This is a genomic window from Microbacterium sp. NPDC089321, from assembly GCF_040684935.1.
Taxonomy (GTDB): domain Bacteria; phylum Actinomycetota; class Actinomycetes; order Actinomycetales; family Microbacteriaceae; genus Microbacterium.
The window spans coordinates 717,534-739,195 of record NZ_JBFBGX010000002.1 but is presented as its reverse complement, the minus strand read 5'-3'; the positions used below and the strand labels follow the sequence as shown (position 1 = coordinate 739,195).

The 21,662-nt window shown below is 69.9% G+C and carries 22 protein-coding genes; all 22 read left to right on the top strand.

Annotated elements, in window-relative coordinates:
- Positions 1–1,302, top strand: a complete 1,302-nt coding sequence (locus AB0N59_RS11570) for a dihydroorotase (protein WP_363483130.1) — start codon at positions 1–3, stop codon at positions 1,300–1,302.
- Positions 1,299–1,805 carry a hypothetical protein gene (locus tag AB0N59_RS11565; protein ID WP_363483126.1) on the top strand — a complete coding sequence of 169 codons (507 nt, stop codon included), beginning with the start codon at positions 1,299–1,301 and terminating at the stop codon, positions 1,803–1,805. Before AB0N59_RS11570 ends, AB0N59_RS11565 begins: the two co-directional genes overlap by 4 nt.
- Positions 1,802–2,953 carry a glutamine-hydrolyzing carbamoyl-phosphate synthase small subunit gene (carA, locus tag AB0N59_RS11560; protein ID WP_363483123.1) on the top strand — a complete coding sequence of 384 codons (1,152 nt, stop codon included), beginning with the start codon at positions 1,802–1,804 and terminating at the stop codon, positions 2,951–2,953. Before AB0N59_RS11565 ends, carA begins: the two co-directional genes overlap by 4 nt.
- Positions 2,953–6,240 carry a carbamoyl-phosphate synthase large subunit gene (gene carB, locus AB0N59_RS11555; protein ID WP_363483120.1) on the top strand — a complete coding sequence of 1,096 codons (3,288 nt, stop codon included), beginning with the start codon at positions 2,953–2,955 and terminating at the stop codon, positions 6,238–6,240. Before carA ends, carB begins: the two co-directional genes overlap by 1 nt.
- On the top strand, positions 6,237–7,100 hold the full coding sequence (gene pyrF, locus AB0N59_RS11550) for an orotidine-5'-phosphate decarboxylase (RefSeq protein ID WP_363483117.1): 864 nt from the start codon (positions 6,237–6,239) through the stop codon (positions 7,098–7,100). Before carB ends, pyrF begins: the two co-directional genes overlap by 4 nt.
- Complete coding sequence (gmk, locus tag AB0N59_RS11545; protein WP_363483114.1) at positions 7,093–8,001, top strand: guanylate kinase; 909 nt, start codon at positions 7,093–7,095, stop codon at positions 7,999–8,001. The genes pyrF and gmk overlap by 8 nt, the downstream gene beginning before the upstream one ends.
- 61 nt (positions 8,002–8,062) lie before the next feature.
- Positions 8,063–8,317: a DNA-directed RNA polymerase subunit omega gene (gene rpoZ, locus AB0N59_RS11540; protein ID WP_099195959.1), complete on the top strand. Its 255-nt coding sequence runs from the start codon at positions 8,063–8,065 to the stop codon at positions 8,315–8,317.
- Between the two features lie 111 nt (positions 8,318–8,428).
- Positions 8,429–9,625 carry a methionine adenosyltransferase gene (gene metK / locus AB0N59_RS11535; RefSeq protein WP_363483110.1) on the top strand — a complete coding sequence of 399 codons (1,197 nt, stop codon included), beginning with the start codon at positions 8,429–8,431 and terminating at the stop codon, positions 9,623–9,625.
- A 7-nt stretch (positions 9,626–9,632) separates the two neighbouring features.
- Positions 9,633–11,612, top strand: a complete 1,980-nt coding sequence (locus AB0N59_RS11530; RefSeq protein ID WP_363483107.1) for a primosomal protein N' — start codon at positions 9,633–9,635, stop codon at positions 11,610–11,612.
- Positions 11,613–11,648: 36 nt separating this feature from the next.
- Positions 11,649–12,572: a methionyl-tRNA formyltransferase gene (fmt, locus tag AB0N59_RS11525; RefSeq protein ID WP_363483104.1), complete on the top strand. Its 924-nt coding sequence runs from the start codon at positions 11,649–11,651 to the stop codon at positions 12,570–12,572.
- The gene (locus AB0N59_RS11520; RefSeq protein ID WP_363483101.1) at positions 12,569–13,966 is read left to right on the top strand and encodes a transcription antitermination factor NusB; all 1,398 of its coding nucleotides are present in this window, start codon (positions 12,569–12,571) and stop codon (positions 13,964–13,966) included. Before fmt ends, AB0N59_RS11520 begins: the two co-directional genes overlap by 4 nt.
- Positions 13,963–14,643 carry a ribulose-phosphate 3-epimerase gene (gene rpe, locus AB0N59_RS11515; protein WP_204973645.1) on the top strand — a complete coding sequence of 227 codons (681 nt, stop codon included), beginning with the start codon at positions 13,963–13,965 and terminating at the stop codon, positions 14,641–14,643. Before AB0N59_RS11520 ends, rpe begins: the two co-directional genes overlap by 4 nt.
- The gene (locus AB0N59_RS11510; protein WP_071644477.1) at positions 14,640–14,903 is read left to right on the top strand and encodes a phosphoribosyl-ATP diphosphatase; all 264 of its coding nucleotides are present in this window, start codon (positions 14,640–14,642) and stop codon (positions 14,901–14,903) included. Before rpe ends, AB0N59_RS11510 begins: the two co-directional genes overlap by 4 nt.
- A gap of 41 nt (positions 14,904–14,944) precedes the next feature.
- Complete coding sequence (hisG, locus tag AB0N59_RS11505) at positions 14,945–15,787, top strand: ATP phosphoribosyltransferase (protein WP_204973643.1); 843 nt, start codon at positions 14,945–14,947, stop codon at positions 15,785–15,787.
- Positions 15,787–16,548, top strand: a complete 762-nt coding sequence (hisF, locus tag AB0N59_RS11500) for an imidazole glycerol phosphate synthase subunit HisF (RefSeq protein WP_363483096.1) — start codon at positions 15,787–15,789, stop codon at positions 16,546–16,548. The genes hisG and hisF overlap by 1 nt, the downstream gene beginning before the upstream one ends.
- Complete coding sequence (gene hisI, locus AB0N59_RS11495; protein WP_363483093.1) at positions 16,545–16,889, top strand: phosphoribosyl-AMP cyclohydrolase; 345 nt, start codon at positions 16,545–16,547, stop codon at positions 16,887–16,889. The genes hisF and hisI overlap by 4 nt, the downstream gene beginning before the upstream one ends.
- A 19-nt stretch (positions 16,890–16,908) precedes the next feature.
- On the top strand, positions 16,909–17,484 hold the full coding sequence (locus tag AB0N59_RS11490) for a Trp biosynthesis-associated membrane protein (RefSeq protein WP_363483090.1): 576 nt from the start codon (positions 16,909–16,911) through the stop codon (positions 17,482–17,484).
- 34 nt (positions 17,485–17,518) lie between these two features.
- Complete coding sequence (locus AB0N59_RS11485) at positions 17,519–17,749, top strand: HGxxPAAW family protein (protein ID WP_363483087.1); 231 nt, start codon at positions 17,519–17,521, stop codon at positions 17,747–17,749.
- Positions 17,749–18,552, top strand: a complete 804-nt coding sequence (trpC, locus tag AB0N59_RS11480) for an indole-3-glycerol phosphate synthase TrpC (protein ID WP_363483084.1) — start codon at positions 17,749–17,751, stop codon at positions 18,550–18,552. Before AB0N59_RS11485 ends, trpC begins: the two co-directional genes overlap by 1 nt.
- On the top strand, positions 18,549–19,775 hold the full coding sequence (gene trpB / locus AB0N59_RS11475; protein WP_363483081.1) for a tryptophan synthase subunit beta: 1,227 nt from the start codon (positions 18,549–18,551) through the stop codon (positions 19,773–19,775). The genes trpC and trpB overlap by 4 nt, the downstream gene beginning before the upstream one ends.
- On the top strand, positions 19,772–20,563 hold the full coding sequence (gene trpA, locus AB0N59_RS11470; RefSeq protein WP_363483078.1) for a tryptophan synthase subunit alpha: 792 nt from the start codon (positions 19,772–19,774) through the stop codon (positions 20,561–20,563). Before trpB ends, trpA begins: the two co-directional genes overlap by 4 nt.
- Before the next feature lie 10 nt (positions 20,564–20,573).
- Positions 20,574–21,545 carry a prolipoprotein diacylglyceryl transferase gene (lgt, locus tag AB0N59_RS11465; protein ID WP_363483075.1) on the top strand — a complete coding sequence of 324 codons (972 nt, stop codon included), beginning with the start codon at positions 20,574–20,576 and terminating at the stop codon, positions 21,543–21,545.
- Positions 21,546–21,662: the final 117 nt, after the last annotated feature.

The following is a 21,662-nucleotide window of genomic DNA, read 5'->3' as shown; positions in this document are numbered from 1 at the left end:
ATGAGCCAGACCCTCGTCATCGCAGGCGTCCAGCTGCTCGGGCGCGACAGCGCCGACATCGTGATCGAGAACGGCGTCATCGCCGAGGTCGGCTCGGGCCTCACCAGATCGGGCGCGCGAGTGATCGATGCAGCCGGCCTGGTCGCGCTCCCCGGACTCGTCGACCTGCACACCCACCTGCGTGAGCCCGGCTTCGAGGCATCCGAGACCGTGCTCACCGGCACCCGCGCTGCGGCCGCCGGCGGCTTCACGGCTGTCTTCGCCATGCCCAACACCCAGCCCGTCGCGGACACGGCCGGCGTCGTCGAGCAGGAGCTCGCCCTCGGCGAGGCAGCGGGCTATGCGACCGTGCAGCCCATCGGCGCGGTCACCGTCGGCCAGAAGGGCGAGCGCCTGGCCGAGCTCGGGGCCATGGCCGGGTCGCGAGCGCGTGTGCGTGTCTTCAGCGACGACGGGTTCTGCGTCTGGGACCCGCTGATCATGCGACGCGCACTCGAGTACGTGAAGTCGTTCGACGGCGTCATCGCCCAGCATGCGCAGGACCCGCGTCTCACCGAGGGCGCCCAGATGAACGAGGGCGTCGTCTCGGCCGAGCTGGGTCTCACCGGATGGCCGGCCGTCGCCGAGGAATCGATCATCGCGCGCGACGTGCTGCTCGCCGAGCACGTCGGCTCCCGTCTGCATGTCTGCCATCTCTCGACCGCAGGATCGGTCGACATCATCCGGTGGGCCAAGAAGCGCGGCATCCAGGTGACCGCAGAAGTCACCCCCCACCACCTGCTGCTCACCGACGACCTCGTGCGCGACTACGACGCGCGCTACAAGGTCAACCCGCCGCTGCGCACGGCTGAGGACGTCATGGCGGTGCGCGAGGGTCTCGCCGACGGAACGATCGACATCGTGGCCACCGACCACGCCCCGCACCCGGCCGAGAACAAGGCCTGCGAATGGCAGGCGGCGGCGAACGGCATGGTCGGGCTCGAGAGCGCACTGCGGGTCGTCCACCAGGCGATGGTCGAAACCGGCCAGCTCGACTGGACCGACGTCGCCCGGGTGATGAGCTCGGCGCCGGCGCAGATCGGTCGACTCGACGGGTTCGGCACGCTCGAGGCCGGGCGTCCCGCACACGTCACGCTGTACGACCCGAGCGTGCCCGGTGTCTTCACCGAGGCCGACCTGCACGGACGCAGTCACAACTCCCCGTACCTCGGGCGCGAGCTGCCCGGGCGCGTGCAGTGGACGATCCACGGCGGCGTCGTGACCGTCGACGGGGGAGTGCTCGTCGAGGAGCTGGGCGAGTGAGCCGGGAGACCGCCGGTCTGATCATCGGCCTCGTCGCCGCGCTCATCCTGCTGACCATGTTCCTCGCATGGCGCCGAAGACTGCGACGCGACTCCGACCTCACCGCGCCGATCGGGGTCCCCGAGCACGCCGAGGTGACGGGCAGGCACGAGATCCTGTACGTGGCCACGACGAAGCACGACCAGCCTCTCGAGCGCCTCGCGGTCAGCCCGCTGACCTACCGCGCGCGTGGAGAGCTCGTGCTGACCGACCGCGGCGTCGCCCTCAGCCTCGATGGCGCTCCGACCGTCTTCCTGGCATCCACGCGGCTCGCCGCCGCCGACCGGGCCACGGTCGCCATCGACCGCGTCGTGGAGCGCGACGGCCTCATCCGCCTCGTATGGCGGGTCGCCGACGGCGTGCACGTCGACTCCTTCATCCGGCTCGCCTCCGGCGGGCCCGCAGACATCCTTCCGCAGCTCGAGCGCCTGTGCGCGGCAGCGGAGAACGGAGAGAACTCATGACATCCATCACCCCCGCAGAGCCCGCAGTGCTCGTTCTCGAGGACGGCACCCGCTTCGAGGGCCGCGCCTATGGCGCGCGTGGCACGACCCTCGGCGAGGTCGTCTTCGCCACCGGCATGTCGGGCTACCAGGAGACGCTGACCGACCCGTCGTACGCGGGTCAGATCGTCCTGCAGACCGCACCCCACATCGGCAACACCGGCATGAACCGCGAAGACGAGGAGTCGTCGCGCATCTGGGTCGCCGGGTACATCGTGCGCGACCCCGCCCGCCGGGTGTCGAACTGGCGCTCGGAGGAATCCCTGGACGACGCTCTCGTGCGCGGCGGCATCGTCGGCATCAGCGGTATCGACACGCGTGCGCTGACCCGCCGGATCCGCGACACGGGGTCGATGCGCGGTGGGATCTTCTCGGGCGCCGACGCGGCGATGGATGCCGAGGAGCAGCTTCAGCGGGTGACCGCTGCGCCCGAGATGGCCGGCCAGAACCTGTCGGCGACCGTCTCGGTCGCGGAACCGGTCGTCATCCCGGCCAGCACCGAGCGCATCGGCAACGTCGCGGTGCTCGACCTCGGAGTCAAGCAGTCCACTCTCGACAACCTCGCCGCACTCGGATTCGACGTGCACGTGCTGCCGCAGTCCTCGTCGTTCGACGACATCGCGGCGGTCGAGCCGGACGGCGTGTTCTACTCGAACGGCCCCGGCGATCCCGCGGCATCCGATCAGCAGGTCGCCGTGCTCAGGCAGGTTCTCGACGCGCGCATCCCGTACTTCGGGATCTGCTTCGGAAACCAGCTGTTCGGCCGGGCGCTGGGCTTGGGTACGTACAAGCTCACCTTCGGTCACCGGGGCCTCAACCAGCCCGTCATCGACAAGGCGACCGGGCGCGTCGAGATCACCGCGCACAACCACGGCTTCGCGGTCGACGCGCCGATCGACGGCGAGTTCGACAGCCCCCATGGCTACGGACGCGCCGAGGTCAGCCACGTCGGCCTGAACGATCGGGTCGTGGAGGGCCTGCGGGCCCTCGACGTGCCGGCGTTCTCCGTGCAGTACCACCCCGAGGCGGCGGCAGGTCCGCACGACGCCCACTACCTGTTCAGTCGTTTCCGCGAGCTGGTGCTCGCCAACAAGAAGGGCGCCAACTGATGCCGAAGCGCGCAGACATCAATTCCGTCCTGGTCATCGGCTCCGGCCCGATCGTCATCGGCCAGGCATGCGAGTTCGACTATTCGGGAACCCAAGCCTGCCGGGTGCTGCGCGAGGAGGGCGTGCGCGTCATCCTCGTGAACTCCAACCCCGCCACGATCATGACCGACCCCGACTTCGCCGATGCCACCTATATCGAGCCGATCACGCCCGAGGTCATCGAGACGATCATCGCCAAGGAGAAGCCCGACGCGATCCTCCCGACCCTCGGCGGGCAGACCGCGCTGAACGCGGCCATGGCGCTGCACGCCCGCGGCATCCTCGAGAAGTACGACGTCGAGCTGATCGGCGCGAAGGTCGAGGCCATCCGCCGTGGCGAGGACCGCCAGGTGTTCAAGGAGCTCGTGCTCGAAGCGGGTGCCGACGTCGCCCGCTCCGTCATCTGCCACACCATGGACGAGCTGCTAGCGGGGGCCGACGAGCTGGGCTACCCGCTCGTCGTGCGCCCGTCGTTCACCATGGGCGGCCTCGGTTCGGGCTTCGCCTACGACGAGGCCGACCTCCGTCGCATCGGCGGCGCAGGACTGCACGATTCGCCGACCAACGAGGTGCTCCTCGAGGAATCGATCCTCGGATGGAAGGAGTACGAGCTCGAGCTCATGCGCGACACCGCCGACAACACGGTGGTCGTCTGCTCGATCGAGAACGTCGACCCGGTCGGGGTTCACACCGGCGATTCGATCACCGTGGCTCCGGCGCTCACCCTCACCGACCGCGAGTACCAGAAGATGCGCGACATCTCGATCGACATCATCCGCTCGGTCGGCGTCGACACCGGCGGCTGCAACATCCAGTTCGCGGTCGACCCGACCAACGGTCGCATCATCGTCATCGAGATGAACCCGCGTGTCTCCCGCTCGTCGGCGCTCGCCTCGAAGGCCACGGGCTTCCCGATCGCGAAGCTCGCCGCCAAGCTCGCCCTGGGCTACCGTCTCGACGAGATCCCCAACGACATCACCGGCGTGACGCCTGCGAGCTTCGAGCCGACGCTCGACTACGTCGTGGTGAAGGTGCCCCGTTTCGCGTTCGAGAAGTTCCCGGCCGCTGACGCCACGCTCACCACCACCATGAAGTCGGTCGGCGAGGCCATGGCCATCGGACGCAACTACACCACCGCGCTGCAGAAGGCGCTGCGCTCGCTCGAGAAGCGGGGATCCAGCTTCCACTGGGGCGAGGAGAACCGCACGGTCGACGAGCTGCTCGAGATCTCGAAGACCCCGACAGACGGACGCATCGTCGTGCTGCAGCAGGCGCTGCGCAAGGGGGCGACGATCGAGCAGGCGTTCGACGCGACGGCCATGGACCCGTGGTTCCTCGACCAGATCGTCCTGATCAACGAGGTCGCTGAAGCCGTGGCATCCGCCGACGAGCTCGATGCCGCGACTCTGCGCTACGCGAAGGAGCACGGCTTCTCGGATCTGCAGATCGCCGAGCTGCGCGGCCTGGACGAGGCCGAGGTGCGCCGCATCCGTCACGGCTTCGACGTGCGCCCGGTCTTCAAGACGGTCGACACATGCGCCGGCGAGTTCCCCGCGCTCACGCCGTACCACTACTCGAGCTACGACTTCGAGACCGAGGTGGCGCCGTCCGACCGCACCAAGGTGGTCATCATCGGCTCGGGCCCCAACCGCATCGGGCAGGGCGTCGAGTTCGACTACTCGTGCGTGCACGCCTCTTTCGCGCTGTCGGACGCCGGGTACGAGACCGTCATGGTCAACTGCAACCCCGAGACGGTCTCGACCGACTACGACACCTCCGACCGCCTGTACTTCGAGCCGCTGACGCTCGAGGACGTGCTCGAGGTGCTCGACGCGGAGGCACGCAGCGGAACGATCCTCGGTGTCGTCTGCCAGCTCGGCGGTCAGACCCCGCTGGGGCTCGCGAAGGGCATCGAGGCAGCGGGATACACCGTGCTCGGCACGAGCCCGGCTGCGATCGACCTCGCCGAGGAGCGCGAGCTGTTCGCCCGCCTGCTCGACGACGCAGGCCTCGTCGCCCCGCGCAACGGGACGGCGATCGACGTCGAGGGTGCCGTGCGCATCGCCGGGGACATCGGCTACCCGGTGCTCGTGCGCCCGAGCTTCGTTCTCGGCGGACGCGGCATGGAGATCGTCTACGACACCGCGTCGCTGCGCGAGTACTTCGTCCGCACCGCCGGCGAGGTCGTGATCGAGGAGGGCAAGCCGCTGCTGGTGGACCGCTTCCTCGACGACGCGATCGAGCTCGACGTCGACGCGCTCTACGACGGCACCGACCTCTACATCGGCGGCGTCATGGAGCACCTCGAGGAAGCCGGGATCCACTCCGGAGACTCGAGCTGCACCCTGCCCCCGGTCTCGCTCGGCCGTACGGATGTCGACCGCGTGCGCACCGCGACGCTCGCCATCGCCGAGGGCGTGGGAGTGCGAGGCCTGCTGAACGTGCAGTTCGCGATCAGCGCCGGAGTGCTCTACGTGATCGAGGCGAACCCGCGCGCCAGCCGCACCGTGCCCTTCGTGTCGAAGGCCCTCGGCATCCCGATGGCGAAGGCCGCGAGCCGGCTGATGGCGGGCGCCACGATCGCCGAGCTGATCGACGAGGGCATGCTTCCCGCCCAGGACGGCTCCCGCGTGCCGCTGGGCTCACCGGTCGCCGTGAAGGAGGCCGTGCTGCCGTTCAAGCGGTTCCGCACGCACGACGGCAAGGTCGTCGACTCGGTGCTCGGTCCTGAGATGCGCTCGACAGGCGAGGTCATGGGCATCGATCGGGACTTCCCGACGGCGTTCGCCAAGAGCCAGTCGGCCGCGTACGGCGGCATGCCGACATCGGGCACCGTGTTCATCTCGGTCGCCGACTCCGACAAGCGCGACGTCATCCTGCCTGCGCATCGCCTGCAGCAGCTGGGCTTCGATATCGTCGCGACGGAGGGCACCGCCGAGATCCTCAGCCGCAACGGCATCACGGCCCGCGTCGTGTCGAAGTTCAGCGAGACGCAGGAGAGCGGTGACCGCAACATCGTCGACCTGATCAACGACGGCGAGATCGACATCGTCGTGAACACGCCCGGGGGCGGGTCGGCCCGTGCGGACGGATACGAGATCCGCGCCGCCGCGGTCGCCGCCGACAAGGCGCTGTTCACCACCATGGCCGTGCTCGGCGCCGCCGTGACGGGAATGGACGCCACGCAGTCCGGCTTCGACGTGCGCAGCCTGCAGGAGTACGCCCTCGACCGTGCGGACGCGCGATGAGCGACTCGTTCGGGGTGAGGCTGCGCACGGCGATGGACCGGTTCGGTCCGCTGTGCGTCGGCATCGACCCGCATGCGGCGCTGCTCGATCAGTGGGGCCTCGGACAGGACGCCGACGGGCTGCGAGAGTTCGGCCTCGCGGTGGTGGACGCCGCTGCGGGACGCGCCGGTGTGGTGAAGCCGCAGGTGGCCTTCTTCGAGCGCTTCGGCTCGCGCGGGTTCGCCGCCCTGGAAGACGTGATCGCCGCGGCCAGGGACGCCGATCTCATCGTCCTCGCCGACGCGAAGCGGGGCGATATCGGCTCGACCATGGCAGGCTACGCGTCGGCGTGGCTGGAACCGGGCTCGCCGCTCGAGTCCGACGCGGTCACGATCAGCCCGTATCTCGGCCCCGAGTCGCTGCGCGACACGCTCACGGCCGCGGTCCGCGCCGACAAGGGCGTCTTCGTGCTCGCGGCGACGAGCAACCCAGAGGCGGCGGCGCTGCAGACAGCACGCACCGTCGATGTGGAGGCGTCCGACGAGCAGACGGTGGCGGCGCGGGTGGCCCGCGATGTCACCTGGGTCAACCATTCGGCCGCTTTCGCCGGCGGACTCGGACCGGTCGGCCTCGTGGTCGGAGCGACCGTCGACCCTGCAGAGGTGGGCCTCGACGACGCGCTCCTCGTCGACACGCCGATCCTCGCGCCGGGCTTCGGAGCTCAAGGCGCGACGGAAGACGACCTGGTCCAGCGGTTCGGCGCGGTGGCGGGCAATGTGCTCGCGAGCGAGAGCCGGAGCATCCTCGGTGCGGGACCCGCCGGCATAGCCGAGCAGATCAGAACCCGAAACCTGCGCTATCAGGAGGTCCTCCGTGCCTGAACGTCCTGCCGTCCCCGACGTCGATCGCGTCGCCGCCTCGCGCCGCGCTCTCGAGCGGCGGCGAGCGCGCGCCGCTCTCAAACGGGATCTGAGCACGCGGGTGATCGCGCCCCAGGCCGTGCTTCACCGTGCCATCGAGGATGCCGAGTCCGACGCCGCCACCATGCGCGTCACGGACTTCCTCATGGCGCTTCCCGCCATCGGCGCAGGCAAGCGCGATCGCGTTCTCGAAGAGCTGCACATCGCCCCCGTCAAGCGACTCGGCGGTCTGGGCGTCCGTCAGCGCGTCGCGCTGAGCGCCTGGCTCGACGAGCGGTTCCCCCCGCACCGCCCCCGCCCGGCCCGCAGCCGGCTGCTCGTGCTCGCCGGGCCGACCGCGGTCGGCAAGGGGACGGTGGCTGCGCACATCCGCGAGACGCACCCCGAGATCCACCTGTCGGTCTCGGCGACCACCCGCGCGCCGCGGCCCGGCGAGGTCGACGGAGTGCACTACTACTTCGTCGACGACGTCGAGTTCGACCGGCTCATCGCCGACAAGCAGCTGCTCGAATACGCCGTGGTGCACAACAAGCACCGGTACGGCACGCCGCGGGGTCCCGTCGACGCCGCCCTCGCCGACGGCAGGACGGTTCTGCTCGAGATCGATCTTCAAGGCGCCAGGCAGGTGCGCGCGGCCGAGCCGACGGCATCCCTCGTCTTCCTGCTGCCGCCCAGCTGGGACGAACTGGTGCAGCGGCTCGTCGGTCGAGGCACCGAGGATGCCGAGGAACGCGTCCGACGGCTCCGCACCGCGAGGGTCGAACTGGCCGCGCAGAACGAGTTCGACTACCTGGTCGTGAACGCCGACGTCGCCACCGCGGCCGAAGAGGTCGTAGAATTGGCGACAGACTCTGCGCGCTGATCCGCGCGCGCTCTCATCCACCGCTTCCCGACGACTCCGTCGGCTGACCAGGAGGTCCACCATGGCCGGACACAACAACGGCATCATCGACCCGCCCATCGACAACCTGCTGGAGCGCGTCGAGTCGAAGTACGAGCTCGTGATCTACGCGTCGAAGCGCGCACGTCAGATCAACGACTACTACTCCGACCTGCACGAGGGAAACCTCTTCGACAACGTCGGACCGCTGGTCGACTCGTCGGTCGAGGACAAGCCCCTCACGATCGCTCTGCACGAGATCAACGAGGACAAGCTGCGCATCCGCCACGCTGAGTGAGCCTCTTCGCACTGTGAGCCGCCGACGTCCCCACCCGGATGTCGGCGGCTCCATGCACACTGGCGTCGAGCCCGCCCCGGCTCCGCCCCACGAACCCGTTTTGGAGCACCGATGAGCGCCCTGCGCCTGTTCACGTCCGAGTCCGTCACCGAAGGACACCCCGACAAGATCTGCGACCAGATCTCCGACAGCATCCTCGACGGTCTGCTCGCCGTCGATCGCGACTCCCGCGTCGCGGTCGAGACGCTGGTCACGACCGGTCTCGTCCACGTCGCCGGTGAGATCCGCACCGAGGGCTACGTCGACATCCCGACCATCGTGCGCGATGTCGTGAACGGCATCGGCTACACCTCGAGCGACACGGGCTTCGACGGATCGTCGTGCGGAGTCAGCATCTCTGTGGGCGAGCAGTCGTCCGACATCGCGAACGGCGTCGACCAGGCGCAGGAGCAGCGCGACGGCGGCTCGACCGACCCCCGCGACGAACTGGGCGCCGGCGACCAGGGCATCATGTTCGGCTTCGCGACCAACGAGACGCCGCAGCTCATGCCGATGGCCGCCTGGACGGCGCACCGTATCGCGGAGCGCCTCACGGAGGTGCGCCGCTCGGGTGAGCTGGCGTTCCTGCGCCCCGACGGGAAGACCCAGGTCACGCTCGGCTACGACGGCTTCACGCCGAAGACCGTCGACGCGGTCGTGCTGTCGACGCAGCACCACCCCGACATCTCGCAGGACGAACTGAAGCACCTGGTGCGGTCGACGGTCATCGATCCCGTGCTCGAGCAGACCGGTCTCGACCTCGCCGACGACCTGAAGTACTACATCAACCCGGCCGGGCCGTTCGTCACGGGCGGGCCGAAGGGCGATGCGGGACTCACGGGTCGCAAGATCATCATCGACACCTACGGTGGGGCCGCCCGTCACGGTGGCGGTGCCTTCAGCGGCAAGGACCCGTCGAAGGTCGACCGCTCCGGCGCCTACGCGATGCGCTGGGTGGCCAAGAACGTCGTCGCCGCCGGGCTCGCAGAGCGTGCTGAGGTGCAGGTCGCATACGCGATCGGCGTCGCCCGCCCCGTCGGCCTGTACGTCGAGACCTTCGGCACCGGCCGGGTATCCGAAGAGACCATCACCCAGGCGATCTCGGCCGTGTTCGACCTGCGTCCGCAGGCCATCATCGAGGAGCTCGATCTGCTGCGCCCGATCTACGCGCAGACCGCCGCCTACGGCCACTTCGGGCGCGAGCTGCCGGACTTCACCTGGGAGCGCACCGACCGCGCCGACGATCTGCGCCGCGCCGCCGGGCTCTGAGGCCGGCGTGTCCGACGCTCGTGCAGAGCGAGTGCCGACGGCCCGCGAAGAGGGGCGCCGCATTGCGCGCGTCCTGATCGACTCGCCGCTGCCACAGCTCGATCGGCTGTTCGACTACGAGCTGCCTCGCGAGCTGGGCGACGTCACACCGGGTGTGCGCATCAAGGCGCCGCTGCGCACGGCTGGTCGCGTCGTCGACGGCTTCGTCGTCGAGATCGATGTGGAGGCGGATGCCACTCGCTCGCTCTCGACGGTCGAGAGCGTCGTCTCGCCTGCGGTCGTGATGCCCGAGCGGCTCTACCGCCTGGCGCGCCGCGCCGCGGACCGGGCCGCCGGCTCGGCGTCGGACATCCTCCGTCTCGCGATCCCCAAGCGACAGGTGCGAGTCGAGAAGGCCTGGACACCGATCGGTGAGCCTGCTGTCGTCGATCCGGATGCCCTGGCCAGAGCCGACGAGATCATCGGCCAGTACCAGGGGCTGCGCGAGGCGATGGCCGAGGCCGGGCGCGCGGCCGTCGAGGCCATCCCCGTGCAGGAGGGCTCTCGTCCCGGATGGGCCGCTCTGCTGGCTGCGGTCGCCGCCGCTCAGCTGGGGAAAGGCCGCTCGAGCGTTCTCGTCGTGCCCGACTACCGCGACCAGGAGCTGCTGCTCGCCGCGCTGGAAGCGCTCGCTCCGGCTGAGGCCGTCGTGCGGCACGACGCGCGACAGCCGAACCCCGACCGCTATCGCGCGTTCCTTCGCACGCTCGACGACGCGCCCTGCATCGTCGTCGGCAACCGGTCCGCCGTGTACTCGCCGGTCCGTGCGGGCCTCGTCGCGCTGTGGGACGACGCCGATGCTCTGCTGGCTGAGCCCCTCGCGCCCTATGTGCACGCGCGTGACGCCGCCCTGATCCGTCAGGAGCAGGAGGGCAGCGCACTGCTGCTGGTCTCGCACACCCGTTCGACCGACATCGAGCGACTGGTGCAGAACGGATGGCTGCGCGACATCACGGCGGCGAGACGGGTCATCCCGAATGTACGTCTGAGCACTCCTCAGGAACTCGAGCGCACCATGGGGCAGCGGGTGCCGTCGAGCGCCTTCGCCACGGCGCGCGCCGCTGCCGCGGAAGGGCCGGTGCTCGTGCAGGTCGCCCGCCCCGGATTCTCGCCGACGCTCGTCTGCGCCCAGTGCAGGCACCCCGCCCGATGCCGACAGTGCGGGGGTCCGCTCGGTGCCCGTCGCCGTGGAGCCGTGCCTGTGTGCGGATGGTGCGGCCGCTCGGCGCACTCCTGGCGCTGCGTGGAGTGCTCTTCCGATCAGGTGCGCCTGGCGTCGTCGGGCACCGAGCGCACCGCGGACGAGCTCGGACGCGCCTTCCCGGGGGTCCGGGTCATCGTGTCAGACGGGGCGCACCCCGTGCAGCACGTCGACGACCGCCCCGCCCTTGTCGTGGCGACGCGCGGAGCCGAGCCGGTCGCAGCCGGCGGGTACCGAGCGGTCATCCTCCTCGACGGTGCGCGCATGCTGCAGGCCCCCGACCTGCGGATCGGGGAGTCGTGCCTGCGGTGGTGGTCGAACGCCGCGGCTCTCGCCGCACCGGGGGCTCCCGTGCATCTCGTCGGCGTCGACGGTCCCGTCGCGCGCGCCCTCGCAACCTGGTCGGGCGCCGCTTACGCACGCTCCGAACTGGATGCCCGGATGCCGCTGCACATGCCGCCCACGGCCCGATTCGCCCAGATCGAGGGCATCCCCGCATCCGTGCGCGGAGCGCTGGACGCGCTCTCGGCCATCGGCATCCCCGCGGACGCCGTACTCGGTCCTGTGCCGACCGACGACGACGGGCGCGTCCGCGCCCTCGTGCGCTTCCCCTACGCCGCAGGCCAGAGCGTCGCCGACACACTGCGTGCGAGCGTCGTCGCCGATGCAGCCCAGAGCCGTCGAGGTCGAGGACGACAGCGGATCCCGCTCGCCGTGCATCTCGATATCCTCGAACCGGACATCTGATCACCGACCCTCGCTCGACCGACCGGAGAACCTTTCATGCGCCTCGTGTTCGCAGGCACCCCCGCGGTGGCCGTTCCCACTCTGCAGGCCCTCGCCGCCCAGCACGAGATAGCGGCGGTGATCACCCGCCCCGATGCGCCCCTCGGTCGCAAGCGCGTGCTCACGCCGTCGCCGGTCGCCACGGTCGCCGAGCAGCTCGGGCTGCCGGTGATCAAGGCGGCACGCCTCGACGATGAGGTGACAGCGCAGGTCGCCGCGTTCGACGCCGCCCTCGGCGTGATCGTGGCGTACGGCGGGATCGTTCGCGAGCCGCTGCTCTCCACGCCCGAGAAGGGCTGGATCAATCTGCACTTCTCCCTGCTTCCGCAGTGGCGAGGGGCGGCACCCGTGCAGCGGGCGCTGATCAACGGCGACGCGGAGCTCGGCGTGAGCGTGTTCCAGCTCGTCCCCGCCCTCGACGCCGGCGATGTCTTCGCCATGCGCGCCGTCGCGCTGCCCGAGAACGCCACGGCCGATGTCGCTCTCGAGGTGCTCGCTGACGACGGTGCCGCGCTCACCGTCGACGTGGTCGCCGGCATCGCCGACGGCACCGCCCGTGCGCAGCCGCAGCAGGGCGCACCCACACTGGCTCCCAAGCTCACTCTCGACGACGGCGTGCTCGACTGGACCCAGCCGCTCGCGTCGGTGCACGCGCGCTACCGGGGTGTGACCCCCGAGCCCGGCGCGCACACCACGCTCGACGGGGCCCGGCTGAAGATCCTCGCGGCCGAGCCCGCACCCGCCGACGCCGTCGCGCTCGAGCCCGGGGAGCTCGCCGGCACGAAGTCCGCTGTGCTCGTCGGCACCGGCACGACGCCTCTCGCCGTGACCCGCGTCCAGCCGGCAGGAAAGGGGCCGATGAATGCCGCTGACTGGTGGCGCGGGCTGCGCGACGGCGAGTCCCGGAGGGCCGGCGCATGAGCGCGCCGAAGATCCAGGCCGCCCGCTGGGTGGCGTACGACGTGCTGCGCGCTGTGTCGGACGACGACGCGTACGCGAACCTGCTGCTGCCGAAGCTCATCGTCGAGGCGGGGGTCAGCGCTCAGGACGCCGCACTCGCGACCGAACTCGCCTATGGCACGCTGCGGCGCCGCGGCACGTACGACGCCATCATCGCCGAGGCCGCCGGCCGGCCCGTCGCCGAGATCGACCCCGCGGTGCTCGACGCCCTGCGCCTCGGCGCTCATCAGCTGCTGTCCACACGGGTCGCCGCGCACGCGGCGGTGAACGAGTCCGTCTCGCTCGTCGCAGCTGAAGCGGGCCGCGGTGCGTCCGGATTCGCGAACGCCGTGCTCCGCCGGATCGGCCGCGACGACGCCGACACCTGGCAGCAGCGCATCGAGGCGGGAGCGCGGTCCGACGACGAGCGACTCGCGCTGCGCACCGCCCACCCGGTGTGGGTGATACGCGCGCTGCGACGGGCTCTCGCGGCGGAAGACCGTGCCGACGAGCTCGAACAGCTCCTGGGTGCCGACAACGATGCTCCCGAGGTCACACTCGCAGCACTCCCCGGTCTCGCCGAGCCGGGCACACCGCGTCGACCCTATGCCGCGACCGCCTTCGGATCGCCCGGGGGCGACCCCCGGCAGATCATCACCGACGCGAACGGCACCATCCGGGTGCAGGACGAGGGCTCGCAGCTCATCGCTCTGGCGCTCGCTGCCGCGGAGCCTGTGCGCGCGGGGGAGCGATGGCTCGACCTGTGCGCGGGACCCGGCGGCAAGACCGCCATGCTCGCGGCGCTCGCACACGAGAGCGGAGCGAGCCTCGAGGCGAACGAGGTGGTGCCGGCTCGCGCCGGGCTCGTGCGTCACGCCGTGCGGCCGCTGCCGATCGATGTGCCCGTGCACGAGGAGGACGGCAGGACGCTGGCGGCACGGCATCCGGCATCCTTCGACCGCATCCTGGTCGATGCGCCGTGCACCGGCCTGGGGGCGCTGCGGCGACGCCCTGAAGCGCGCTGGCGCAAATCGCCTGCCGACGTCGCCGAGCTCGTCGAACTGCAGATGCAGCTGCTCGACGCGGCACTCGACGCGCTCGCACCAGGGGGCATCGTCGGGTACGCGACCTGCTCGCCCCATCTCGCCGAGACCTCGGGCGTGGTCGCCGAGGTGCTGCGTCGACGCGACGACGTCGTCGAGCTCGACGCCCGTGCCGTGATGGCCGATGTCTCGCAGTCTCCGATCGACCTCGCCCCACGGGTCGCAGACGGGCCTGGCGGCCGCAGCGTGCAGCTCTGGCCCCACCGCCATGGCACCGACGCCATGTTCCTCGCGCTGCTGCAGCGCACCGACCAGGAGAGGACGCAGTCATGACCCTTCCCCCCGCACCGCGCATCAACCCGAGCATCCTCGCCGCCGACTTCGCCAACATGCAGGCCGAGCTCGCCCGGATCGCGACGGCCGACTTCGTGCACGTCGACGTGATGGACAACCACTTCGTGCCGAATCTGACGTTCGGGCCGCAGATGGTCGAGCGCGTCCAGGCCACCAGCCCGATCCCGCTCGACGTGCACCTGATGATCAGCGACCCCGACCGCTGGGCGCCCGGATATGCCGAGTTGGGAGCGGCGAGCGTGACCTTCCACCTCGAGGCTGCGGCCGATCCCGTCGCTCTCGCACGGCGTCTGCGCTCGATCGGCGCCCGCGCCGGCGTGGCCATCAAGCCTGGTACGGCGGGGGAGCCGCTCTACGACATCCTCGACGAGTTCGATCAGGTCCTGGTGATGACCGTGGAGCCCGGCTTCGGCGGCCAGGGCTTCATGCCCGAGACGATGCCCAAGCTGCGTGCGCTGCACGATGAGGCACGCCGGCGTGGATCGGACGTCTGGCTGCAGGTCGACGGGGGCATCTCGGACGCCACGATCGCGCAGGCGGCAGCTGCGGGGGCCGACACCTTCGTCGCCGGCTCGGCCGTGTACGGGGCGGCCGACATCGAGGCCGCGGTCATCGGTCTTCGCGAGCGTGCGCGAGCGGCTAGCCTGGAATCGTGAAGACATTCGACGAACTGTTCGCCGAGCTCAGCGCCACGGCGCTCGAGCGTCCCGAGGGATCGGGCACCGTCGCACAGCTGGATCGCGGAGTGCATGCGATCGGCAAGAAGATCGTCGAGGAGGCGGCCGAGGTCTGGATGGCCGCCGAGTACGAGTCGAACGACGAAGCCGCCGAGGAGATCTCGCAGCTGCTGTACCACCTCCAGGTCATGATGCTCGCCAAGGGACTCAGCCTGGAGGACGTCTACCGACATCTGTGAACGACGCTCAGACGACCGTTCACGAGAGACGAAAGACATCCATGCTGCGCATCGCCGTTCCCAACAAGGGCTCCCTGTCCGAGACAGCCGCCGAGATGCTCGCGGAGGCCGGCTACACCGGCCGTCGCGACCCGAAGACCCTGCACGTCATCGACGCCGACAGCGACGTCGAGTTCTTCTACCTCCGTCCGCGCGACATCGCCACCTACGTGGCGTCCGGTGCCCTCGACGTGGGGATCACCGGCCGTGATCTGCTGCGCGACGTCCGCCAGGACGATGCGAGGGAGATCGAGCAGCTGGGCTTCGCGCGCTCGACCTTCCGATTCGCCGCTCCTCCCGGACGGTACTCGTCGATCCACGATCTCGAGGGCGTGCGAGTCGCATCGGCCTATCCGGGTCTCGTCGACGACTTCCTTCGGGAGAACGGGGTCACGGCCGTGCTCGTGCCACTGGACGGTGCGGTCGAATCCGCTGTGCGGCTCGGCGTCGCCGACGTGATCGCCGACGTCGTCGAGACCGGCACCACACTGCGTCAGGCCGGGCTCGAGATCTTCGGACCCGTGATCATCGAATCCGAGGCGGTGCTGATCAGCCGACCGGGCGACGTGCCGGGCACCGACCGACTGCTGCGCCGCCTGCGTGGCGTGATGGTGGCCCGTCAGTACGTGCTGCTCGACTACGACCTGCCGGTCGGACTGGTCGATGCCGCGGTCGCGATCGCCGGGGGCCGCGAGTCGCCGACGATCTCACCGCTGCGCGACCCCGAGTGGGTGGCTGTGCGCGTGATGGTGCCGCGCAAGGGAGTGAACCAGGTGATGGACGACCTGTACGCTCTCGGCGCGCGCGCGATCCTCGTCACCGCGATCCACGCGGCGAGGCTCTGATGACTCTCGCCGCGCGCGTCATCCCGTGCCTCGACGTGGCTGCCGGGCGCGTCGTCAAGGGAGTCAACTTCCAGAACCTGCGCGACATGGGCGATCCCGTCGAGCTGGCGGCGCACTACGCCGCTCAGGGGGCCGACGAGATCACCTTCCTCGATGTCACCGCGACGGTGGATGCTCGGGCGACCACCTATGACGTGGTTCAGCGCACCGCCGAGAAGGTGTTCGTCCCGCTCACGGTCGGCGGAGGCGTGCGGAGCGTCGACGACGTGGCGCGACTGCTCTCGGTCGGGGCCGACAAGGTCGGCGTCAACTCCGCGGCGATCGCCCGTCCGGCCCTGATCGACGAGATCGCCGACAGGTTCGGCGCACAGGTGCTCGTGCTGTCGCTCGATGTCACGCGCGCGACGACCACGCACTCCGGCTTCGTCGTGACGACGCATGGTGGCCGCACCCAGACGACTCTCGATGCCCTCGACTGGGCGCGCGAGGCCATCGAGCGCGGTGCGGGGGAGCTGCTCGTCAACTCGATCGACGCGGACGGCACCAAGGACGGGTTCGACCTCGAGCTCGTCGCCCTGATGCGCGAGGTCTCGACTGTGCCGGTGATCGCCTCAGGCGGTGCCGGTCAGGTGGGCGACTTCGCGCCCGCCATCGCCGCCGGAGCGGATGCCGTGCTCGCCGCGAGCGTGTTCCACAGCGGGCAGCTCTCGATCGGCGACGTCAAGGATGCGCTGCGAGCGGACGGGGTGGTGGTCAGGTGACCGAGCAGGACACGGCGTCGATCGCCTGGAATGACGATGGACTCGCGCCCGTGATCGTGCAGCAGCACGATACGCGCGAAGTGCTGATGCTCGCCTGGATGGATGCCGAGGCGCTGCGGCGAACGCTCAGCGGCGGCCGTGCGGTGTACTGGTCGCGCTCACGCCAGGAGTACTGGCGCAAGGGCGACACCTCGGGCAACACTCAGCGCGTGGTGAGCGTCGCGGTCGACTGCGACGCCGACGCCATCCTGCTGCAGGTCGACCAGCACGGTCCCGCGTGTCATACGGGCACCCGCACCTGTTTCGACGGGCGCGAACTGCCCGTGGGCGGGGTGGACTGACGTGCTGCGTCGGGCCAGGATGCTCGGGGTCCTCACATTCCTGCTCGCCGGCGGGATCGGGATCATCTCGTCGACGCAGGTGTGGGCGACCGTGCAGCGGGCTGATGCGGGCGAGCCGCTCAGCGTCACCGGCTCGGTGATCTACCCGCTTCTCGCACCCCTGTCGCTCGCGGTGCTCGCTCTGGGCGCCGCACTCTCGATCGCCGGCCCCGTGCTGCGTCACGTCATCGGGGTTCTCGGCCTCGGCGCCGGTGTCACGCTGCTCGTCGGCACGGCGCCGCTCATCGGATCGCCGCCGCTGTCAGCCGTCGCACCCGCCGTCACGAAGGCCACCGGCCTCGGCGGAGAGTCCTCGCTGGGCGAGGTCGTGGCCGCCATCGACCCGACGCCCTGGCCGGTGCTCGCTCTGATCGCCTGGATCCTGCTCGCCCTGGCATCCGTCTACGTTCTCGCGACCGCCCGCCGCTGGCCGGCGGGAGGCCGTCGCTATCGGGCCGCCTCGGAGGCCGCGCACCACAGCACGGGCCCGCTCGACGCCGTCGATTCCTGGGACGAGCTGTCGCACGGCACCGATCCGACGGACTCAGCCCGATAGACTGTCACCATCGCCTAGCCACCCGGAGGAGAACATGACCAACCCGATCGCCGATCCCGGCCACGGACACTCGCCTGCTGCCTGGACCGCCGTCGTGATCATGCTCGTCGGGTTCACCGCCGGCACGGTCTTCTTCTGCCTCAACCAGCCCGTCGCCGTCTGGGTCAGCGTCGCTGTCGTCGTGATCGGCGCGATCGTCGGCTGGGCGATGGCGAAGGCCGGCTGGGGTGTGAAGGGCCCGAAGTACACGCCGAAGGCTCACTGATGGTCCTCGCCGACCTGACGGCCGGCGCGGTGCAGGACGCAGAGACGCGCGCTCAATCGCGGCCGCTCGCTGCCGTGGAGCGCGACGCTCTCGAGCGTCCCGCTGCCCGCGACGTGCTCGCTGCGCTCGCTCCGGCGGATCGCGTGAAGATCATCGCGGAGGTCAAGCGCGCCAGCCCCTCCCGCGGCGCACTGGCCGATATCCCGGACCCGGCGCTGCAGGCCTCACTGTACGAGCAGGGCGGGGCTTCGGCGATCAGCGTGCTCACCGAGCAGCGCCGCTTCGGCGGCAGCCTCGCCGACCTCGAAGCGGTCACCGACCGTGTGAGCGTTCCCGTGCTGCGCAAGGACTTCATCGCGACCCCGTACCAGGTGTTCGAGGCCCGCGCGGCCGGTGCCGACCTCGTGCTGCTCATCGTGGCCGGTCTCTCTCGCGGTGTTCTCGCCGAGCTGCACGCGCTCATCACGGAGCTCGGGATGACGCCGCTCGTCGAGACGCACTCCGCGGAAGAGCTCGATGTCGCCATCGACCTCGGTGCAGATCTCATCGGCGTGAACGCCCGCAACCTGCACACCCTCGAACTCGACCGCGATCTGTTCGCCAGGCTCTCGGATCGCATCCCCGACTCGGCCGTCCGCATCGCGGAGTCGGCCGTGCTGCAGCCCGATGACGTCACGCGGTACCGGGATGCCGGTGCCGACGTCGTTCTCATCGGCGAGGCACTGGTCACCGGCGACCCCGTCGCCACCCTCGACGCATTCCTCGCGGCCGGTGACACGCCGGTGCGCGGGAGGACGGAGTGACCCACGTGAACGTCAGTCTTCGCGACCAGCACGGACCCTTCTTCGGTGATTTCGGCGGCCGCTACATGCCGGAGTCCCTCATCGCCGCGATCGACGAGCTCACCGCCGCCTACGAGGATGCGATCGCCGATCCGGAGTTCCGGTCGGAGCTCGCGACCCTGCTGCACTCCTATGCAGGACGACCGTCGCCGATCACCGAGGTGCCGCGCTTCGCGGAGCACGCCGGGGGCGCGCGTGTCTTCCTCAAGCGCGAGGATCTCAACCACACCGGCTCGCACAAGATCAACAATGTGCTCGGACAGGCGCTTCTGACCAAGCGCCTCGGCAAGACCCGCGTCATCGCCGAGACCGGCGCCGGGCAGCACGGCGTTGCCACGGCGACGGCGGCTGCCCTGTTCGGACTGGACTGCACGATCTACATGGGTGAGGTCGACACGGAGCGGCAGGCGCTGAACGTCGCGCGCATGCGTCTCCTCGGCGCCGAGGTCGTCGCCGTGACCACGGGTTCGCGCACCCTGAAGGACGCCATCAACGACGCGTACCGCGACTGGGTCGCCAGCGTCGAGACCACCAACTACATCTTCGGCACCGCGGCCGGTCCTCACCCGTTCCCTGCGATGGTGCGCGACTTCCAGAAGATCATCGGAGAAGAGGCGCGCGAGCAGCTGCTCGACGAGGCCGGAAGGCTGCCCGACGCCGTTGTCGCATGCGTGGGCGGAGGATCGAACGCGATCGGCATGTTCGACGCCTTCCTGGACGACGAGGGCGTCAAGCTGTACGGAGTCGAGGCCGCAGGAGACGGCGTCGACACGCCCAAGCACGCCGCGTCGATCGGGCGCGGCCGGCCGGGTGTGCTGCACGGGGCCAAGACCTACGTGCTGCAGGACGAGGACGGCCAGACGATCGAGTCCCACTCGATCTCGGCCGGCCTCGATTACCCCGGTGTCGGTCCCGAGCACTCGTGGCTCAGCGACATCGGTCGTGCCGAGTACATCCCCGCGACCGACGACGAGGCCATGCAGGCGCTGCGGCTGCTGAGCAGGACGGAGGGCATCATCCCTGCCATCGAGTCCGCGCACGCCCTCGCCGGTGCGCTGCGCATCGGGCGCGAGCTCGGCCCCGACGGGATCATCGCGATCTGCCTCTCGGGCCGGGGCGACAAGGACATGGACACGGCGGCGCGGTACTTCGATCTGTACGACGCAGAGGAGGGCGCGGAGTGAGCCGCGTCGAAGACGCCATCGTCAAGGCGCACGAGGCCGGACGCGGCGCTTTCATCGGCTACCTGCCGGTCGGGTATCCGGATCTCGACACGAGCATCCGCGCTGCGCTGACGCTGGCCCGCAACGGCGTCGACATCATCGAGCTCGGCCCGCCCTACTCCGACCCCGTGATGGACGGCGCGGTCATCCAGGAGGCGACGCAGCACGCGCTCGCGAAGGGGTTCCGCATGCGCGACCTCTTCACCGCGGTCAAGGCGATCACCGCCGAGACCGATGTGCCCGTGGTCGTCATGACGTACTGGAACCCCGTCATGCAGTACGGCGTCGACCGCTATGCGGACGATCTGCTCGCCGCAGGCGGGGCGGGTCTCATCACCCCCGACATCACCCCCGAGTCGGCGGGGGAGTGGATCGAAGCCAGCACCCGCACCGGGCTCGACCGCATCTTCCTCGCTGCGCCCACCTCGAGCGACGAGAGACTCGACCTCGTCATCTCCGCTTCGACCGGATTCGTCTACACCGTGTCGACCATGGGCATCACGGGTGAGCGCGCGGCCCTCGACCTGGCCGCCCGCACCCTCGTCGAGCGCATGCGCGCCCGCGGCGACGTACGCGCCTGTGTCGGCATCGGCATCTCCAACGCAGAGCAGGTGGCGGGCGTCGTCGAGTACGCCGACGGCGCCATCGTCGGAACCGCGCTCGTCAAGGCGCTGCGCGATGGGGGACTGGAAGCCCTCGCCGAAACCACCAGAACCCTCGCCGGCGGTACGCCGACGACGCGATACTAGGATCTTTCTCATGCCCTTCGCGCCTCTCAGCAGCCTGTCGACCGTGCCCGCCAGCATCCCGAGCCCTCCGGTCAGCTCGTTCGAGATCGGCCCGCTGACGATCCACTTCTACGCCCTGTGCATCATCGCGGGCATCATCGCGGCCGTGCTGCTGACCAACTACCGCCTCACCCGGCGAGGGGCCGAGAACTGGGTCGTGATCGACATCGCCATCGTCGCGGTGCCCCTCGGCATCATCGGCGCCCGGATCTTCCATGTGCTCACCCACCCGAACTTCTATTTCGGTGAGGGAAGGAACACCTGGAACCCGTTCGAGCCAGGCTCGGTCTGGGCGATCTGGGAGGGCGGCATCGCCATCTTCGGCGCGCTGCTCGGCGGTGCTTTGGGCGCGTGGCTCGGGTGCAAGTGGACGGGGATCCGGTTCTGGACCTTCGCCGACGCGCTGGCGCCCGGCATCCTGCTGGCCCAGGCGATGGGCCGCTTCGGCAACTGGTTCAACCACGAGCTCTTCGGCCTTCCCACCGACCTCCCGTGGGGTCTGGAGATCGAGTCCACGAACTCCGCCTTCCCTGCGGGCCTCGCCGAGGGCACTCTCTTCCACCCCACGTTCCTGTACGAGGTGCTGTGGAACGGTCTCGGCGTGATCGTGCTTCTCTGGCTCGGTCGCCGCCTCTCGATGCAGTGGGGCCGCCTGTTCGCGGTCTACCTGATCTGGTACTCGGCCGGTCGCATCGTCTGGGAGAGCATCCGCATCGATCCGAGCGAGGTCCTGCTCGGGCTGCGCAGCAACGTGTGGGCCGCGATCATCGGCGTCATCGTCGGCATCGTCATCCTGATCGTGCAGAGCCGCCGTCACCCTGGTGTCGAGCCGTCTCCGTACGTGCGCGGTCGGGAGCCCAAGAGCGACGATGTAGAATCGCAGGACAATTCCTCCGACTTCGTCGACGTGAGTGAGCCTCCCGTCTCGGCCGAAGCGAACTAGGAGCCATCGCCACAAGCACCGCTCCCGTCACGTGAGAGCCCGCCCGGGCTCTCCTTCCGCGCGAGAGATCGCACTGAACGAACGGGCCGATGATGTCCCCGGGTTCACTTGAAATCT